Below are 18,000 nucleotides of genomic sequence, written 5' to 3'. Positions count from 1 at the left end.
TTTCCTTCATCACTCACAATATACCTACCCCGTACAACCATTCAATAGAGGATTCACAATAGGGGTTTGTTTTTATAAAAAAAATGTCCACTAATTCAATTTTAAATAGTGTGGCATTCTAATTAGAGCCTTGATTAATGACCACTTAGTCCACTTCAATTGAAAAATTCCCATCGCGCAAATGGTGTTCAAGTTTCACTGCAAGAGTAACACAATAATCGACGTTTTGAAAACAGCACTACAGAACTGTTTTGCAACTTGGTCACTTCAGATTCATTCCCTTTAAGGTTTCGCCACGGTAAATGAGAATCACTCTTTTAGCTACAGGTTCTAATTCATTGCCCAATCAGTAGCCGAATTTCCTCCTCCTGAAATCAGCACTGTTTTTTAAAAAAATTAATGTTTTAAATTCTTGTTTCATATCATTCCACTTCTTGGTTTGGAAGCTTTTTTGTTTTCAAAATCCCACTCCAACCGCAACAATCACCGCATTTAAATAATGCTTTCCCCCCACTTAAAATAAAGATTCCGTTTTCTTGTTTTGTTTTCGATTGAATTTTCTCTTTAGAACAACACATTGATTGAAAGTGATTCCCTGTTGAATGAGCTGTGGACCGGTCACAGGCGTTACTTCCCCAACCTCCCTGATTATTTTTTCAGCAAAAAGGAATTCTCTCTCCAAGCTTTGGTTGAAACTCAAGATTTTTTTGTTTTCATTGCCCTTAAGCTACTTTAAAATGCCGAAAATTAGCCTGTAGGACCCCCACCGATAATCGTGACATCAAACAAATATTCTTTCTATATGCCGCTAGCTCCCTTTCTAAAAACACCTATTTTTATTTAAAAAAATTGTGTTGACATTCGAAATAAACAAAATTATAGTCTAATTATAACTGAAACTGAAAATCATTATCAATTAGTTTTTGAGAAGGATAATGACAAATTGGAGGATTGATAATGACACGACTTTATACAGAGCAATTACATATCGGTTATGGAAATAACTTGATTGTAAAGGGTTTAAATATCAAAATTCCTGACCAACAAATCACAACGATTATTGGCGCTAATGGCTGTGGGAAATCTACCCTATTGAAAGCAATCACTCGAGTGCTCCCCCACCATTCAGGTAGCATCATTCTTGATGGTGAAAGCATTACAACCGAAAATACAAAAAAACTTGCAAAGAAGATGGCGATTCTGCCCCAAACACCTGAAAGTGCTAGTGGTTTGACCGTCGGCGAGTTAGTATCTTATGGTCGCTTTCCTCATCAAAATGGCTTTGGAAAGTTAACGAAAAAAGACCTTGAGGTCATCAATTGGTCATTAGAAGTTACTGGCATCAAGGATTTCAAATATCGATCTGTTGACGCTCTTTCCGGCGGGCAGCGACAACGAGTTTGGATTGCAATGGCTCTTGCCCAAGAAACGGAAATGATTTTTTTAGATGAGCCTACCACCTATTTAGATATGGCCCACCAACTTGAGGTATTGGAATTGCTGCAAAAACTCAATAAAGAAGAGAATCGTACAATTGTCATGGTCCTCCATGATTTAAACCAAGCCGCACGTTTTGCGGACTATATCATCGCGTTAAAAAATGGCGAGGTTGTCAAAGCCGGACCTAGTGATGAAGTGATTCAACCAGCAGTTTTACGCGAAGTCTTTCAAATTGACGCGGTAATTGGCCGCGATCCACGTACAAACAAGAAAATGTGTCTTACTTATGACCTCATCAAAGGAGAAGAAAATCATGAAAAAACTACTTATTCCATTCCTACTGCTATTAGTAATGCTTATTAGTGCATGCGGAGCTAATAACGAAGAAACCACAACGTCAGATACAACTGAAACAGAAGAAAAAAGTTCAGAGACCATTACGTATCAATCAGAAAATGGTCCGATTGAAGTTCCAGCTAATCCACAACGAGTAATAGTGTTGTCGACTTTTGCCGGGAATGTCAAGGCGTTAGATGTGAACTTAGTTGGCGTCGATTCTTGGTCAAAGATGAATCCGCGTTATGAACTAGATGGTGTTGAAGAAGTTACAGACGAAAGCTTGGAAAAGATCATCGAACTCGACCCTGATTTAATTATTGGTCTTTCAACTATGAAGAATGTTGATAAACTAAGTGAAATCGCCCCAACGGTCACATTCACTTACGGGAAGCTAGACTATCTTACGCAACACCTTGAAATCGGAAAACTATTAAACAAGGAAAAAGAAGCAAAAATATGGATTGATGACTTCAAGAGTCGTTCCCAAGCTGCAGGTGAAGAAATTAAGGCGAAAATTGGTGAAGAAGCAACTGTATCAGTAATTGAAAACTTCGATAAACAATTATATGTATTTGGCGATAACTGGGCACGTGGAACTGAAATTCTTTATCAAGAAATGAAATTAAAAATGCCGGAAAAAGTAAAAGAAATGGCGTTAAAAGATGGGTATTACGCAATTTCACCAGAAGTATTAAATGAGTATGCTGGAGATTATGTGATTTTTAGTAAAAATGCTGATACAGAGACATCTTTCCAAGAAACACAAACGTATAAAAATATCCCTGCTGTGAAAAACAATCAGGTGTTTGAAGTAAACGCGAAGGAATTTTATTTTAATGACCCAATTACACTAGAATACCAACTAGAGTTTATCCAAAAGTCCTTCCTTACAGAGTAAAAGTTTAAAAGAGGAATTCACGACATGAGAGTTCCTCTTTTTTTATCATCGTCAGTTTTACAGGTTTGAAGCAAATTATACGGACTCTATTCTCATTGGTGTTTGCTTTAAAAACTACAAAGCTATGAGAAATAAGAGCCTTTCCAAAAAACAAGAAGAGTTGAGATGCAGATGAAGATAAACACGACCAATTCATATATTATTAAACTACTAGCTGGAGTATTTTTATTGGTGATTGCATTTATACTGAGCATGACGTTTGGAGCGGCGGACACAACGTTGAAGGATGTTTGGTTGGCACTCACAACCGAAGCTGGGACCGAAAAAGCCAATATCATACGCGAAATCCGACTGCCACGTGAAGTTGCAGCGATCCTAGTTGGTGCTGCGCTTTCTGTTGCCGGTGCCATCATGCAGGGTTTGACTCGAAATCCACTGGCTGATCCAGGACTGCTCGGGTTAACAGCCGGAGCGAATGCTGCTCTTGCTTTTACAATGGCACTCATTCCTAGCGTCAATTACTTCGGAATCATGATTGCCTGTTTTATTGGAGCTGCTGTTGGTGCCCTTTTAGTCTTTGGGATCGCAAGCTTAAAACGTGGTGGCTTTTCCCCATTTCGAATTGTTCTTGCTGGATCAGCGATTTCCGCTTTCCTCTATGCCATTGCAGAAGGAATTGGATTATTGTTTAAAATTTCTAAAGATGTTTCAATGTGGACGGCTGGGGGCTTAATGGGCACCAATTGGAATCAAGTTCAGGTGATTCTCCCCTTTGTACTGATATGCATGATTGTGTCACTCTTTTTAGCAAGACAGCTAACCATACTTAGTCTGAATGAAGAAGTGGCGATTGGGCTCGGACAAAAGACGTTGAGAGTAAAATTAGTGTTATTTGTTCTTGTTGTTATTCTCACAGGGGCTTCTGTTTCTCTTGTTGGGAATATGGCGTTTATCGGCTTAATGATTCCACATATGGTTCGCCCTTTTGTTGGCACCGATTATCGAGCAATATTGCCGATGTCCGCGTTGTTTGGAGCTTCATTTATGCTGATTGCTGATACGGTTGGACGTACCATGAATGCACCTTATGAAACACCAGTTGCTGCAATTGTTTCTTTATTGGGCCTCCCCTTCTTCTTGTTTATTGTTCATAAAGGAGGGAAAGCTTTCTCATGATCCATCCAGATTTGATCAAAAAGCAGCGAATTATTTTAGCGATTTTAACAGCACTCATACTTGTCACAGCTGTAACTGGTTTGGTCGTTGGGTATTCCTCAATCCCATTAAACCGAATCCTTCCGATTCTATTAGGAGAAGGTTCGTTCAAAGAAGAGTTTATTGTCTTTTCCGTCCGAATGCCACGCTTGATTATTACGTTATTGGCGGGGATCGCGCTCGCGTTGTCGGGCTCCATTTTACAGGGCATCACGCGAAATGATTTGGCTGACCCTGGGATTATCGGGATAAATTCTGGTGCAGGTGTGGCTGTCGCTATATTCTTTCTGTTTTTTCCAATTGAAGTGGGTTCATTTACATACCTTCTCCCATTGGTCGCGTTTATTGGTGCGCTTGTTACGGCCTGTTTGATTTATCTTTTTTCTTATCAGCGAAAAGTTGGTCTTCAGCCAGTGCGATTAGTGCTTGTCGGGGTCGGGTTTTCGATGGCGTTATCAGGTGCGATGATAGTCATTATCTCAGCGGTCGAACGTGAGAAAGTCGATTTCATTGCTCAATGGCTTGCAGGCAACATATGGGGAACCGATTGGCCATACATTTTTGCCATTCTCCCTTGGTTAATGATCCTCATTCCATTTACTTTGTTTAAAGCAAACCGGCTGAACCTTCTCGGATTAGGAGAACAAAGTGCGATTGGAATTGGATTGGCGGTTGAAAAAGAACGTTTGATCCTATTGTTTACAGCTGTTGCTCTCGCAGCTACTGCGGTGTCTGTCACCGGTGGCATTTCTTTTATTGGCTTGATAGCCCCTCATTTAGCGAAAGCACTGGTCGGCCCTCGTAGCCAGTTGTTTTTACCAGTGGCAACGCTTATTGGCGGATGGCTGCTGTTAGTAGCTGATACAATTGGCCGCAACCTAGTCGAGCCAGCTGGTATTCCTGCAGGAATCATGGTCGCGTTAATCGGTGCGCCGTATTTTATTTATTTGTTATTAAAGAAAGCATAGTGTTTTTTAAAGTCCCCTTTGTTTGGGGCTTTTTTTGTTGAAGGCGTAAAACTTTTTACGTTGTGTTGGCTTTGATTAGGGTGGGAAATGAAAGTAGCTCTCGGTTACCGTCAAAGTGATTTTTTTTGACTGGATGGGCATCAAGTCACGCTCCCGGTTACCGTGGGATTGTGTTTTCAACTATACGGGCAGTGAGACAATCTTTTGTTTTTCGTTTGCCTTTCTTTTGTATTGACGCACTATGCACAGTTTTTATCAACACCCTTTTCACTAATAACCATGCACTATGCTTGTTAGTAACCAAAATAAAAAGGGAGCAGTTTCCTGCTACCTATTTGTTAAAAGTCACTTGTTCGTAAGTTTCGCCTAGTTGAATGCTTGTTTCACGTGGTTTCGTTTCGGCAATGATTTGGCCGTTGCGGATGGAGTAGCGGACGGCGGCTTGTTTGCGAATGGCTTCATATTCATTTTCTGCATCTAATACAATCAGATTCGCTGTCTTCCCGACTTCGATTCCATAGCGGTCTTCGATGTGCAGGGTTTTCGCGCTGTTGTCAGTAATCAGGTCAAAAGAACGAACGATTTGCTCGTAACCCATTAATTGTGCTACGTGAATGCCCATATGCACGACTTGGAGCATATTTCCTGTTCCTAGTGGATACCATGGGTCGAAAATATCGTCATGGCCGAATGAAACATTCAAACCAGCTTCGACTAATTCTTTTACGCGTGTCATTCCTCTTCGTTTCGGGTACGTGTCAAATCTTCCTTGAAGATGTATGTTAACGAGTGGATTTGCTACAAAATTGATTTCTGATAATTTTAATAAACGAAACAGTTTTGAAGCGTATGCATCATTATAAGAACCCATTGCTGTTGTGTGGCTTGCTGTGACACGACTCCCTAATCCGCGTTCATAGGCTTCAGCTGCGACCACCTCGACAAAACGTGATTGTTCATCATCGATCTCATCGCAATGAATGTCGACAAGACGGTCGTATTTTTCCGCCAAATCAAACGCCTTTTTCATTGATGTCACGCCATACTCACGTGTAAATTCATAGTGCGGGATACCGCCAACGACATCAGCTCCCATTTTTAACGCTTCTTCTAAAAGCTCTTCCCCGTTTGGATACGAAAGAATGCCTTCTTGTGGAAAAGCAACAAGCTGAAGGTCCACGTAAGAAGATAGTTCTTCTTTTACTTCTAACATTGCCTTTAAGGCGGTTAAATCGGGATCTGTTACGTCTACATGCGTGCGGACATGCTGTATCCCTTGAGCGATTTGCCATTTCAACGCAGTTTTTGCTCTTGTTTTTACATCTTCAATGGTTAAACTTTCTTTACGCTGAGCCCAGCGTTGAATTCCTTCAAACAAGGTTCCGCTCTGGTTCCATTCAGGTTCGCCTGCTGTCAACGTGGTATCCAAATGGATATGTGGTTCGATAAACGGTGCAGTCACAAGGGAACCCCCTGTGTCTAACACCTGTTGATCATTCACTGGCAATTGTTCTTGTGTAATCTCAGTAATTTTCCCTTCATTAATTTTAATATTCCATAATCCGTTTCGGCCTCTTAGTTTTGCATTTTGTATAATCATTTATGAACCCACCTCTTCAAATTTCGTCATTACTGTCTTTTTCGCTTCCAATTGAGCAACAAGTTTGGAGACAATCACGAACGTCACCGCAGCTCCTAATAATCCGTTAATTGGCGGAATGCCTGGGACTAAGTTTGCAGCCATAACACCTGTGCCCCATGCTAAAATCGCAACCCAGTTTACCTGCTTAAATTTCATGTCTTTAAACTCTTTGTAATTTCCTCGTCTGACGATGAAATAATCTGCTAAGATAATCGCGCCAATTGGTGGCAACGCTGCACCTAAGATGCTTAACCACCCGACAAAATGGTTGTATAACCACATCGCTGCAATGGTTCCGAGAATTCCGTTGAACACAACGACTTTCTTTTTAGCGATTTTTGTAATGTTTGAGAATCCTAGACCAGAAGCGTACAGAGCATTATCGTTTGTCGTCCAAATGTTCAATCCTAGAACTAAAATCGCTGGAAGAATTAATTTTTGTAAAAACATGACTTCTGAAATATCCGCAAACCCTGTAGCGATTGCCCCAATAGCACCGAACAAGAACATTAATGAGTTGCCTAGGAAGAAAGCAATCAGTGTTGTGATGACAGAAGACCGTTTTGTTTTTGCAAAGCGGGCAAAGTCTGGTGTCAGTGTACCTGCAGAGATAAAGGACCCGATACAGATGGTTAAAGCTGTTGCCAGTCCAATCGCTTCTGTTGGTTGGTAACTCATCAAGCCTTCCATTCCACCGAGTGTTTCCGTTGCTTTCACCATCGAGAAGCTTCCTAGCATTGCGATGAGTGGGACGGCAATAAAACTTAAAATTGCTAATGCTTTCATCCCAAAAATGGCGGTCACAGTCATCAACGCTCCCATGATGATGATCAGTATTGTCGTATCGATCCCTGTTACGCGGTGAACAGGCACCGCGAACATCGCAACTCCGACTCCAAACCATCCAATTTGTGTTGATGCTAGTAAAAATGAGGAAAGATAAGAACCTTTTACACCAAAAGCATACCGCGTTAAAAGATGCGTAGATAATCCTGTTTTCGCAGCAATATAGGCCAGTGCACCGGTATAAGCGCCAAGAATCAAGTTACCTGCTAATACGATGAACATAAATTCGCTAAAAGTTAAACCCAAGCCCAATGTTCCACCGCTAGTCATACTCGCTGAAAAGAAAGTCAGTCCTAACATGACCGCAAGCATTTTCCAAAACCCATTCCTATTCGCTTGTGGTACCGCCTCTAACGAAAAATCCAAGTCTACCTTTTTCATTTTTTATTCCTCCAATTTCAAAATTGTTTGAAACTGGTACCGAAGGATTCTTCGAGTATGGTCGATGGAATGCACCTAGGTGCTGTGCTGGAGAACGAAAAAAGGCTTCTTGCCGTTTTCCGACAAGAAGCCTCTTCTCCATGACAATCTAAAGGGTAGTTACACCTCACCCAATGGATTGTCAACATTCCGCTGTCCTTGTCAGCCTCACGGGACTGAATTAAAGGTACCAGTATTTAATTGATTTTATTATTGCAGAATACTGAAAATGTGTCAACACTTTTTTCTGAAGTTTATTGTTTTTCTAATTAATAATCTACACGTTTGATTCGACCATCAATTTCATAAGAGAAACCCGCTGGTTGGTCTGCAATAAAATCAACGAGTGCATCCAAATCAACTGGTCCTACTTCCCGGTCTTTCCCTTTCTTAAAGACAGTAAATCCGTCGCCACCATCTGCAAGAAATAAATTGACTGTGACGGTGTAGGTGCTATTTGGATCAAGGCTTGTTCCGTCTGGTAGTTGAACTTGCACAACTTTATTCCCTGCGGATTCGCGGCCATCCCATGTATAGGTAAAACCGGAAATTTGCAACATGATTGGGTTCGTGCCCGCCCATTGCTGATTCAGAACATCGATAATTTGCTGTCCAGTCATCGTCATTTTGACTAAATCATTATTAAATGGTTGGACTGTATAAATATCTCCCCAGCGAATATCACCCGCTAACAGATCCGCGCGAATGCCACCAGGATTCATCAGCGCAAAATCGGTTCCCATTGCCTGGCGCTGGGCATCTGCTACAAGGTTCCCCATGATGCTTTCACCATTTTCATTTCGAGCGGCAGTCAAGTCTACACTAGTTGAACCGATCACTTGATTGACGATTGGTTCGACCTCCATTTCGTACTCAGAAAGAAGCTGTGAAATTTCAGTATCTGGCTCGATGCCCTCATGGAATGTGGTTACGATCTCAGCTCTTTTGCTAACAATGTCCTTTGTCTTAGGGTCAATTTCAATGTCCACATCTGAAAAAGCGGTGCCATATGAATAGGATTGCACCAATAGCTTATTGTCGACAGTCGCATTCATATAAGCATGATTATGTCCACCAAAAATGATATCGACTTCATCATCGACACCTTTAGCGAGTTCAACAAGTTCACCTGTAGGATTTTCTCCGTTTGGTCCCGACGAACCAGGATTATGGGCTAGAACAACAATCGCCTTGACTCCTTGTTTTTTAATTTCAGGGATATACCGATTGATGGCTTCGACTTCATCGGTAAATTTTAACCCTGCAACACCACTTGGAACCACAATGGATGGCGTTTCAGAATACACAACCCCAATAAAAGCAATTGGCATCCCATTTACTTTTAAAATTTTATACGGTGGGAGAATCGGTTCATTTGTTTTTTTATCGACGACATTGGCCACTACCCATGGGGACTTTGAACCGGCAAAATTCCCGGTTATTTCATGCGTACCGCCATTAATTAAACGCTTTAATTCGTTAAGTCCTTCATCAAATTCGTGATTACCTACTGTCCCGATATCAAAGCCTAGTTTGTCGAGAATTTCAATTGTTGGCTCATCTTGTAACAGCGCGGAAACCGGTGGACTTGCGCCAATCATATCACCAGCTTGAACATACAGCGTATTCTTCGGGTTTTCGGCTTCCCGTTGCTTTAAATATGCCGCTAAATAATCGACGCGTCCTGCATTTTTTCCGGCGACACGGCGAGTGACATTTAGCTGCCCGTGCAAATCATTGATTCCGAGTAATTGAATCTGCTTATAACGGTTATTGGCTGCGGGAGGTTGGTTTTTTTTGTTTTTCAGTTCTGGTCGGTCTGAAATATGACCATGGTATTCAGCTGAAGCACCCCCACCTGTCGTTTGAGAGTTGTTCATAAAGCCGACGTTTCCCTCAGTGTTTAGTGAAAGTGATTCGTCGGGGATGTGTTTGGTATCATCCTGGTGTTGCTCACTAGGATGACCTGCTTCACGTTCGTCTCTCCCATCATCCTTTAGAGTTCCCCCCTGTTCAACTGGGGTCTGTGAAATCTCAAATGTCGAAGACTGATCATTTTGGTTCCTTTTCTTTAACAAATATTGTGAGTACTGTTGATTACCTGCACAACCTGCCGCAGCAACCAGCATGATCACGGAAAGAACAAAAAGATAAAGCCGCTTCATCAAATTCCCTCCTTAGTCATTTCTCATACACCCTTGGTATTTTTTGCAGACGGAGGAAACCTATGCAAAAGAAATGGAATGAAAATGGAAAGTGCCAGGCACCATCCAGTTTTCTGGATGGTGCCTGGCACCTGGTAGAGAATTTCCATTTTAGACTTTTAATTTTACTTTTTTTGTTACCGTTTCGGTAGATTGTTTTTGCCACATAAATGTCGTAAATAGGGTCGCAATTAACAAGAGTAACCCTAAAATAAATGGATAAATAATGTTCACATCATAGAGCAAACCTGCTAGTGTTGGCCCTAAGACATTCCCAATGCTCATATAAGCGTTGTTCATTCCCATGGCAAAGCCTTGTTCATTGTCCGCTAGTTTTGATATAAGGGTGTTTAACACCGGTCGTAAAATGGATGTTGCAAGGAAGATTAATAGAGTGATAGCGAAGAATAAAAGATACGTAGAAGCAAATAAGGACAATAGGAACCCAAATGCCACTACCCCTAAAAAGATATTTAACACCTTTCGTTCTCCATATATCGTTACAATTCGGTCGACAATAAATAATTGCACAATCACACTAACAATTCCTGTGCTAGTAATCATGACGGCAATTTCTTTCGGAGAAGCACCAAATTGATTGTCTACAAACAGCCCAAGAACAGATTCGTAAGCCATCAATCCGAAGCTCATCACGAGCGTAATCACCAATGGAATGAAATAAGGCATTTTGACTGAACGAGCCATTTTCTTTGCCATCGATTCATCGACTTGGATTGTAAAATCAGGTTTTTCTGTTTGACTTTCTTTAAGGACAATGACTGAAAAAACAACCGCCACAAGAGAAACTAACGCCGAAATGAGGAAAGGCATTTTCAGACCAAAATCAGCCAAAAACCCGCCAATCCCAGGTCCAACCACAATCCCTAGAGACATCGCAGCTGAAACTAAACTATTCCCTCTCGCCCGTTGACCAATTGTCGTAATATCTGCTACATAGGCGAATATCGCCGGAATCATCAAGGCTGCTCCAATTCCCCCAATCACTCGGGAAGTATAAAGCCACCAGATATTATCAAACGCATAAAAGATAAACATCGAAAGAGTTAAGCCAATCAAACCGCTAATAATCATTTTTCGACGTCCATATTGATCCGTCCACTTTCCAGCAATCGGCGACATAATAAACTGTGCACCTGCAAAAATCGCAATCATTAAACCAGCCGCTGTTCCTCCTTCGCCGATGGATTCTAAATAAGCTGGTAAAATCGGAATTATGATCCCGAAACTACCTATCGCAATAAACATATTGATCATTAATATCCCAAGTTTTTTTCGCTGTTCGGATGTCACCTGAACAACACCTTCCTTCTCATAATCTATTTTTATTATAAGCACTATTTATGACAAAAAATGTTCTACAGATAAGTAAGCTAATTAAAGTGATTATTTGTCAAAAAGAAAAATCATAACACCGTGTTTAGAAAAGGTCAATAGGCAAAAAAACGCCAGGCACCATCCAGTTTCTGGATGGTGCCTGGCACCTTACATTTTTTACATGTGAACTTTTATCCTGAAGTAGATCTTCCTAACAAATTATCGTTTAGTTGGAGCAACTTGCTGTTTTGCTTCGTTTGCTGGAGAGCTATTTTTTAGGAAACAGGCGAGGACGAGGCCCGCTGCTGCGAGCAGACCTGCGACCATAAACGCAACATTGACACCGTGAATATAGCCCTCTATTCCATGCGACGCCGGATTCAATGCCGTACTCGTCATTATCGTGACAAGCAGCGCGGTTCCAATCGAAGCGGAAACCTGTCGCATCGTATTATTCATCGCGGACCCGTGTGGAATCAGGCGGACCGGTAATTGGTTCAAACCTGCAGTCGTAACCGGCATCATGACCATTGAGATTCCTAACATGCGCACAGCATTCACGACGGATAGAAATGTAAACGAAGTGGTCGCTGTTAAATCTGTAAATAAAAACGTAGATACTGTAACTAAGGATAACCCGGTAATAGCTAACCATTTCGCCCCAAACTTGTCAAAAATTCTCCCTGTGATTGGATTCATGATTCCCATAACAATTGCACCTGGCAACAACATCAATCCAGATTGTAGAGCCGTATAGTCATGCATATTCTGCATATAAATGGGCAGAATCGTTGCTCCACCAATCATGCTAATAAAAACCAACATACCCATGATGGTCGTAATGGTAAAAATCCTGTATTGGAAGACTTTAAACTCTAAAATTGGCTGTTTTAGCTTGAATTGCCTCAAAACAAAGGATATCAGTGTCAGAGCTCCAACAATGATTCCAATCAGAACATGAGCACTGGTCCACCCATAATTACCGGCACTGCTAAACCCGTACAAAATCCCACCAAAGCCAAGTGTCGAAAGAATAATCGACGCAAGGTCGAGTTTTGGAAAACTTTGTTTCGTAACATTTTTTAATAAAAGATAAGCGAACAGAAAATCCAAAATGGCGATTGGTAAAATGATAAAAAACAACACTCGCCATGGAAATTGATCAACAATATATCCAGATAACGTCGGTCCAATGGCTGGTGCAAAGGCAATAACCAAGCCAAATAAGCCCATCGCTTGCCCACGCTTTTCAATCGGAAAGATGATAAAAAAGATGGTTTGCATTAACGGCATCATAATTCCAGCACCAGCTGCCTGCAACACACGTCCGACCATCAGCATGCCAAAAGCAGGTGCAAACGCACAAATGACCGTTCCGATGATGAACAGCCCCATAGCGGTTAAAAATAATTTCCTTGTTGTAAAGGTTTCAATTAAAAAAGCTGTGATGGGTATCATGATGCCATTAACAAGCATGAAAATCGTGGTTAGCCATTGAGCTGTGTTTTCAGTTAAGTGTAAATCATGCATAATATGCGGCAACGCTGTCACCAACAGCGTCTGATTTAAGATTGCGACGAAAGCTCCAGATATAAGTACTGCCATCAGTGGAGCGACTTTAATATCTGGAGTTTGTGGGGTTTCCTCCATCATTTGTCCCTCCATTAATTTTTTTAAAATTCCAATTCTCAAAAAATCCAAAAGAAATCATTCTACTTAAAAACATGCTTGTATGTATCGTAAAAAGCGAAATCACACGACGAAAAGAATCCATTATACACTCTATGTACCCTTTCCAACCGTTATTCCTCCTTATCTACTTCTGTGGGATTCCCAAATAACCCTCTTTTTTATGATAAATATGCTAGAATCATAGGTTCCCGGACTTAATTAGAAATAAATGGTATAATCAACTTGAGCAATAAATGATTAAGCAACAAGACCAAATGTTTTAAGTTAAAGGTATATGTATCCTTTTTACTTGGAGGTGTTAAATCGATATGATTTGGCTAATTATACTCATCCCTTTATTCATCATCGGTGCGATTGCAGTTTATTTTGAAAAAAGAACCGGGATGACTCCGCCAGAAAGTACGGATAAACAATTAGATAAGCTTGCGGAAATTAAAGCACAACAACGGAAAGATATGGGTGGAGGAAACCACTCTGGTTACAATTAAGTTGAGAGAAAACATGAATATGAATCTACATCATTAAATTTTTCAGTTGAAAGAAACATCAAATTAATCGATCAATAGCAAACTCGTTCATCTAGATTCATAGAAAGACGCTTGTTCTCCAAGCGTCTTTTTGGATTTTCTACATTATGATATTGCTGGTTTATAGTTGCTTTATCGTAGGTTTAACGTAGACTTGTTTTTCCGAATTTGAACACTAAATTATATCTTAAGTAATTTTTACTTTCTAAAAGCAACTTACACAAATCCGAAACTTAATTATTAATTTTTCCTGAATACCACCAAAACCATTCGACAAGCCCTTTTGTTTGTTGACAAAAATCATCAATGTTCTATTAGCGATGTGATATCTTATGCTAGCAATTTGTCATTTGTTGCTATCACGCAGCTAAAATTGCTGCTATTAAAGGATTTATGGTTTGTCGAACAAAAAAGTAGCATGCCAATCAATAAGCGATTTAGCATGCTACTTAATATTGTATTTTTGATTGCAATATAATAGCTATTGTTATTTCAGCTTATAAAAATAAACGAACCCTTGAGATTCATCAAGGGTTCGTTTAAAAAAGCTTATTTAAAAATCGTATTGATCACTTCATCCATGGACATCTCACTGTCAAGGGTAAAGGTTCCTGGACGTAATTCATTTTCTAAGTTGCGTTTTTCAACTTCACGGTAGAAATCCATTGAATTATCAATGATTTCCCCTTGTTGAAGCGCTTTGCCAACATCAATGCTTGTCATCCCAGTAGCGACATTTAAGACCGTCTTGTAAACAACAGACTGATCGCCGTCTTTCGCCTTTTCAGCAACTTCTTTTTCAGCGGTTTTCACAGCCTCCGCGACTTGAGCATCCATTTCTTCTTGTGTTAAAACGACATATCCTGAAGACGATAGTAGTGTTTTCATATCTTCTTCCGTTGGTTGCTCAGCAACAATTACTTCTTCTTCAAGAGGTTGTTTTTGCTCTTCGACTTTTGGTTCCTCTTCAGCCGCTTCTTTTGTACTTTCTTGACTCACAGCATCACTTGGCGCCAAGAAATACACAGCCCCACAGACACCTGCAGAAACGATTAGACCAGCGGCAAAGCTACGTAATCCTTTAGCTGTCATTTGCAACTTTTCTCCTTTCGCTCTTAGCTGCCATATATGGAGCAAGCAGGTATTCAACTTCTTTTTCATTTAATTGTGTTTTCTCTGCAATGCCTTCCATTGTGTAGCCACGCTTGTACAAATCAAGCAGTTCGCGAAGTAGGACTCTTTCTTTTGTATGGATTCCAATAATTTGAGCTTCTTGTGCTGTAATTTCTGCATCTAGCTCAACATTTCGAAGTTGCTCTTGAAGTTTATTAATCTCTTCCATCAACGAAACGTATACTGTATCAATTTCTCGCTGCTCTACCTGGGATGATTGTTTTGTTTTTACAAAAGACACAATCAACAGTACAGCTGCTGTACCAAATAAAATTGCTATTGCCCATTCCATTTTCCTAGAGTTCCTCCTCATCAAACTATCATCTTGCAGATTACTATTATACATCCAACTTCGACCATTTTCGAATCATTTTATGAAAATACTCCAAAAGTCTTGTTTTTTCGTAGTTTAAAAGGAAAATTCCCACTCTAAATACAAAAATTGGTTTAGGTTTTGAAACAAACAATACTAACTGGGAGTTTACTGGATGGTGCCAAGCACCATCCAGTAAACTCCCATTAATTCAACTTTTTCCTATGTGATACATAAATTAGTGTATCTATTTTTGTAGGTGATTTGAAATGAGAAGAGAGATGCAACCGATGATTGGGCAAGCTTGGACAGGGAGACATGTTGTCTTCCTTCACTGCACATCGGATAACCAGTTGCTATCACTATACAAGAGTCATCATGCTCCAATCGAACCTCCGCAACCAAATTGTGCGGAAACATTAGCTCAGTTCCTAAGCATTGGTTATCAAATACATGCCATTACTTCTTTAGCTCAAAACGAAATTCAATATGTTTTGGTATTATGAACACGAAAAGAAAGCTCGGAGCATATCACTATATGCTCCGAGCTTTCAGGCAATAACTAATCAGGTTTTCCTACTGAACTTTATTCTCTTTATCCGCTAATAGTTGATCAACCTTTTCTTCCACGCGCTTTAACTGATCCTTTTGGTTTTTTCGACTTCGAATCAAAAAAATAATAAGGATAGGAATTCCCACAAGAGTAAGGAGCATCATCATTTGAAAAATAACATCTCCAATATTAAAACCTGTCTGTGTGGATACTACTGTCAGTAACATCCTAATTCCTCCTAAAATCTATTCTATGTATGTAACTGATAGCTTGTCATTTCTTTACACCACCACTTGTAAAATACAAATAATTTTACATATTATTAATCACCTTTTCAACTGTACGTTCGAATATAATTGAATACCACTTTAAATATAGGTATATTAGGAAAAAGGAAACAAGCTACCCTACTCTCAAAAGAAAAAGGTGAAACAAAATGAACGGTCAAAATCGAAAAGACATTAAACCTGGTATCGAGGTTGAAATTGTGTTAAAAGCCGATCAACGAACAGGCAAGCTAACATCTGGAATTGTAAAAGATATATTAACAAATTCCAGCACGCATCCGCATGGCATCAAAGTTAGACTTACAGATGGACAAATTGGCAGAGTAAAACAAATTCGAGGTTAACCTCCTTGCCTCTTTATCTTGATGAAGAGGCATTTTGGTCAACTCCATATAGCACCTTGCTTTCTTAGTGGTTACAACTTCTCGTCTAAACTATCCCAATCTTACTCATCAGTAAGTTTGCTATATTTCGAGACCAAGAGTAGAAACACAATGTACATACTTAAGCTTAGAAGAACAGAAATCAATTCGTAAGGAACTAAGAAATCTGTTGTCATATTGACGGCAAAAGTGCTTGAAAACAAAACAAGAAACATCGTACCCATATAAATTTTAAACGTCGTCATCGTCCGCTTCGATAACTCACTAACCCCTTTTACTCTAGCTACCTCAAGCATCAATTGAAACAGGAAAAACACCAGAACTAGATTCAAAATCTCAAACGCATTTTGGTAAATGTTCCACCCTGAGAAAGTGCCCATCTGTTGGATGACCTCTTTTTCGATAAAAACCGTAGGAATAGATACTAGTAGCAGCACCAGCGAAATGAAATTCGATTTATTAGCGAAACCAAAATGGTCATTTAACAAAGATACTCCAGTAAAAATTAGATAGTACCCTATAGGATCTGCTAATAAATCAAAAGCAATAATATGAATTTCAATCAAAATAAAAATTAGGCCCCAGAAAATTTGCCGAGAACCTCGATAAATCATTTCACTTCCCCCGCTTTCTCAGCTATGATTTTGTCAACCTGCTGCTGGTTCAAATAGGGTTGGTCATTAATCGGCGAATAGTTAATAAAAGGTTCTCCCTTTTCGGTTTTCCCTTCCATTTTAATCCCGAATTGATAATAGCTCGTACGGTTTGGATTGAAATACATATTTAAACTTACCCATTCGCCTTTTCCTAGTTTTAATGGAAAGAGATCCTCTGTAATCAATATCCCCGATCTTTCTTCCAACTTTAATTCTTGCTCTTCTTCAATCCATTCTGGAATTTCTCCTCCATAGTCAAGGTTCTCCAACTCTTTTAATCTCTGTTGATTGGTCTCCATCTTAATCGCCACTTCTTTATTCAGATCAAATGGGACTGAAATCTGCTCGATGGTTATCGGTTCTCTTGTTACCATCGCTTCATGACTCCAGTGCTGATTGCTGCTTGAACTCATCCGTGAATCAAAAACATTTGATTCATCTGTTCGATAAAAGTTCACTTTCCCAATATCCGCAACGATCGAGGACTGATCATTAAAAAAGACTTCCATCCTTTCAAATGAAAAAGAATCTCCTTGTTCCTTTAGTGGCAGAATGTTCTCGTTAAACTCCAAAGTGACCGATTTCAAATATTGATGACGAAAGTAATGCTCATAACTAGGCTCGGACCCTTCCCAGAAAGAGTGATTTCCGACCGGATACACCTCGAAATCCATGCCATCGATCGTAACATATTGCACCTCCGCTGGGTTTTCTTTATTTGTTAAATAATAAAAGGTTAAAGGTTGTTCATAGGCTGTGTTTACTTCATAATAATGATCAAGGAAGATTGGCGAATCTAGTTGTTTTGATTGATAATAAGCATAATTGAGTACCCAGCTTAATAGAATACTAGCAATCCCTAGCCATAAAACCTTTTTGCTCAAACTTACTCCCCCCTTTTACATCCTTGTCGATTGTACCATATCTATAAGGAGTGAAATGGTAAATCCTCCTAATTTACCCACATTCTCCTTGTTTGAATATAGAACCCCTTCAACTCGCGCTTTTCAGTCGTTTTTTAAGGCTCTTTTCTCAAACTTTGTTGCTCTTGAACAAGAAATCCGGCTGAATGAGCTAGGTTATACAAAAAAATAACTTCACTTATGAGA

At 39.9% G+C, this 18,000-nt stretch carries 17 protein-coding genes; 7 read left to right on the top strand and 10 right to left on the bottom strand.

Going from position 1 to position 18,000, the window contains the following annotated elements; all coding sequences use genetic code 11:
* The first annotated feature begins 957 nt into the window (after positions 1-957).
* From M3182_RS08985 to M3182_RS08970, 4 genes are all read left to right on the top strand, one after another.
* Positions 958-1,803 (top strand): ABC transporter ATP-binding protein, encoded by an 846-nt coding sequence (locus M3182_RS08985; RefSeq protein WP_251557728.1) that lies wholly within the window; start codon positions 958-960, stop codon positions 1,801-1,803.
* Positions 1,754-2,677, top strand: coding sequence for an iron-hydroxamate ABC transporter substrate-binding protein (locus tag M3182_RS08980; RefSeq protein ID WP_251557727.1), 924 nt, complete (start codon positions 1,754-1,756; stop codon positions 2,675-2,677). Before M3182_RS08985 ends, M3182_RS08980 begins: the two co-directional genes overlap by 50 nt.
* Before the next feature lie 165 nt (positions 2,678-2,842).
* A complete protein-coding gene (locus tag M3182_RS08975) occupies positions 2,843-3,853 on the top strand; it encodes a FecCD family ABC transporter permease (RefSeq protein ID WP_432806695.1) in 1,011 nt (336 codons plus the stop codon).
* On the top strand, positions 3,850-4,860 hold the full coding sequence (locus tag M3182_RS08970; protein WP_251557725.1) for a FecCD family ABC transporter permease: 1,011 nt from the start codon (positions 3,850-3,852) through the stop codon (positions 4,858-4,860). Before M3182_RS08975 ends, M3182_RS08970 begins: the two co-directional genes overlap by 4 nt.
* A 331-nt stretch (positions 4,861-5,191) precedes the next feature.
* Here the strand turns inward: M3182_RS08970 and M3182_RS08965 are convergent, their stop codons facing one another.
* The 5 genes from M3182_RS08965 to M3182_RS08945 form a co-directional block, all read right to left on the bottom strand.
* Complete coding sequence (locus tag M3182_RS08965; RefSeq protein WP_251557724.1) at positions 5,192-6,460, bottom strand: cytosine deaminase; 1,269 nt, start codon at positions 6,458-6,460, stop codon at positions 5,192-5,194.
* Positions 6,461-7,729 carry a cytosine permease gene (gene codB / locus M3182_RS08960; protein ID WP_251557721.1) on the bottom strand — a complete coding sequence of 423 codons (1,269 nt, stop codon included), beginning with the start codon at positions 7,727-7,729 and terminating at the stop codon, positions 6,461-6,463.
* Between the two features lie 308 nt (positions 7,730-8,037).
* A complete protein-coding gene (locus tag M3182_RS08955) occupies positions 8,038-9,933 on the bottom strand; it encodes a bifunctional metallophosphatase/5'-nucleotidase (protein WP_251557719.1) in 1,896 nt (631 codons plus the stop codon).
* A gap of 150 nt (positions 9,934-10,083) precedes the next feature.
* A complete protein-coding gene (locus M3182_RS08950; RefSeq protein WP_251557717.1) occupies positions 10,084-11,283 on the bottom strand; it encodes an MFS transporter in 1,200 nt (399 codons plus the stop codon).
* Positions 11,284-11,526: 243 nt separating this feature from the next.
* Entirely contained in the window at positions 11,527-12,960 is a 1,434-nt protein-coding gene (locus M3182_RS08945) for an MDR family MFS transporter (RefSeq protein ID WP_285867539.1), read from the bottom strand.
* A gap of 347 nt (positions 12,961-13,307) precedes the next feature.
* On the opposite strand from M3182_RS08945, the gene M3182_RS08940 reads away from it, so the two are divergent.
* Positions 13,308-13,487, top strand: a complete 180-nt coding sequence (locus M3182_RS08940) for a hypothetical protein (RefSeq protein ID WP_251557715.1) — start codon at positions 13,308-13,310, stop codon at positions 13,485-13,487.
* Positions 13,488-14,075: 588 nt separating this feature from the next.
* On the opposite strand, the gene M3182_RS08935 is transcribed toward M3182_RS08940, so the two are convergent.
* Positions 14,076-14,618 (bottom strand): endolytic transglycosylase MltG, encoded by a 543-nt coding sequence (locus M3182_RS08935; protein WP_251557713.1) that lies wholly within the window; start codon positions 14,616-14,618, stop codon positions 14,076-14,078.
* The gene (locus tag M3182_RS08930; protein WP_251433238.1) at positions 14,608-14,991 is read right to left on the bottom strand and encodes a hypothetical protein; all 384 of its coding nucleotides are present in this window, start codon (positions 14,989-14,991) and stop codon (positions 14,608-14,610) included. The genes M3182_RS08935 and M3182_RS08930 overlap by 11 nt, the downstream gene beginning before the upstream one ends.
* 290 nt (positions 14,992-15,281) lie before the next feature.
* Between M3182_RS08930 and M3182_RS08925 the strand changes: the two genes are divergently transcribed.
* Complete coding sequence (locus M3182_RS08925; RefSeq protein ID WP_251557711.1) at positions 15,282-15,518, top strand: hypothetical protein; 237 nt, start codon at positions 15,282-15,284, stop codon at positions 15,516-15,518.
* 70 nt (positions 15,519-15,588) lie between these two features.
* Here the strand turns inward: M3182_RS08925 and M3182_RS08920 are convergent, their stop codons facing one another.
* Positions 15,589-15,792: a hypothetical protein gene (locus M3182_RS08920; RefSeq protein ID WP_251557709.1), complete on the bottom strand. Its 204-nt coding sequence runs from the start codon at positions 15,790-15,792 to the stop codon at positions 15,589-15,591.
* Positions 15,793-16,001: 209 nt separating this feature from the next.
* Here M3182_RS08920 and M3182_RS08915 point away from each other — a divergent pair, with 209 nt between their 5' ends.
* Positions 16,002-16,196: a YwbE family protein gene (locus M3182_RS08915; RefSeq protein WP_251557707.1), complete on the top strand. Its 195-nt coding sequence runs from the start codon at positions 16,002-16,004 to the stop codon at positions 16,194-16,196.
* A gap of 101 nt (positions 16,197-16,297) precedes the next feature.
* Here the strand turns inward: M3182_RS08915 and M3182_RS08910 are convergent, their stop codons facing one another.
* Together M3182_RS08910 and M3182_RS08905 are read right to left on the bottom strand one after the other, a co-directional pair.
* On the bottom strand, positions 16,298-16,849 hold the full coding sequence (locus tag M3182_RS08910; protein WP_251557704.1) for a hypothetical protein: 552 nt from the start codon (positions 16,847-16,849) through the stop codon (positions 16,298-16,300).
* The gene (locus M3182_RS08905; protein ID WP_251557702.1) at positions 16,846-17,775 is read right to left on the bottom strand and encodes a hypothetical protein; all 930 of its coding nucleotides are present in this window, start codon (positions 17,773-17,775) and stop codon (positions 16,846-16,848) included. Before M3182_RS08905 ends, M3182_RS08910 begins: the two co-directional genes overlap by 4 nt.
* Positions 17,776-18,000 lie beyond the last annotated feature (225 nt).

Origin of the sequence: Mesobacillus maritimus, assembly GCF_023715205.1 — a bacterium.
Lineage (GTDB): Bacteria > Bacillota > Bacilli > Bacillales > Cytobacillaceae > Mesobacillus_B > Mesobacillus_B maritimus_C.
The sequence above is the reverse complement of the archived record's forward strand: the minus strand, read 5'-3'. Positions and strand labels throughout refer to the sequence as shown.

What these genes read in the sequence shown, in the direction of transcription:
- M3182_RS08985 (WP_251557728.1), top strand. Translation starts at nt 958, where the DNA reads ATGACACGACTTTATACAGAGCAATTACATATCGGTTATGGAAATAAC.
- M3182_RS08980 (WP_251557727.1), top strand. Translation starts at nt 1,754, where the DNA reads ATGAAAAAACTACTTATTCCATTCCTACTGCTATTAGTAATGCTTATT.
- M3182_RS08975 (WP_432806695.1), top strand. Translation starts at nt 2,843, where the DNA reads ATGCAGATGAAGATAAACACGACCAATTCATATATTATTAAACTACTA.
- M3182_RS08970 (WP_251557725.1), top strand. Translation starts at nt 3,850, where the DNA reads ATGATCCATCCAGATTTGATCAAAAAGCAGCGAATTATTTTAGCGATT.
- M3182_RS08965 (WP_251557724.1), bottom strand. Translation starts at nt 6,460, where the DNA reads ATGATTATACAAAATGCAAAACTAAGAGGCCGAAACGGATTATGGAAT.
- codB (WP_251557721.1), bottom strand. Translation starts at nt 7,729, where the DNA reads ATGAAAAAGGTAGACTTGGATTTTTCGTTAGAGGCGGTACCACAAGCG.
- M3182_RS08955 (WP_251557719.1), bottom strand. Translation starts at nt 9,933, where the DNA reads ATGAAGCGGCTTTATCTTTTTGTTCTTTCCGTGATCATGCTGGTTGCT.
- M3182_RS08945 (WP_285867539.1), bottom strand. Translation starts at nt 12,960, where the DNA reads ATGATGGAGGAAACCCCACAAACTCCAGATATTAAAGTCGCTCCACTG.
- M3182_RS08940 (WP_251557715.1), top strand. Translation starts at nt 13,308, where the DNA reads ATGATTTGGCTAATTATACTCATCCCTTTATTCATCATCGGTGCGATT.
- M3182_RS08935 (WP_251557713.1), bottom strand. Translation starts at nt 14,618, where the DNA reads ATGACAGCTAAAGGATTACGTAGCTTTGCCGCTGGTCTAATCGTTTCT.
- M3182_RS08930 (WP_251433238.1), bottom strand. Translation starts at nt 14,991, where the DNA reads ATGGAATGGGCAATAGCAATTTTATTTGGTACAGCAGCTGTACTGTTG.
- M3182_RS08925 (WP_251557711.1), top strand. Translation starts at nt 15,282, where the DNA reads ATGAGAAGAGAGATGCAACCGATGATTGGGCAAGCTTGGACAGGGAGA.
- M3182_RS08920 (WP_251557709.1), bottom strand. Translation starts at nt 15,792, where the DNA reads ATGTTACTGACAGTAGTATCCACACAGACAGGTTTTAATATTGGAGAT.
- M3182_RS08915 (WP_251557707.1), top strand. Translation starts at nt 16,002, where the DNA reads ATGAACGGTCAAAATCGAAAAGACATTAAACCTGGTATCGAGGTTGAA.
- M3182_RS08910 (WP_251557704.1), bottom strand. Translation starts at nt 16,849, where the DNA reads ATGATTTATCGAGGTTCTCGGCAAATTTTCTGGGGCCTAATTTTTATT.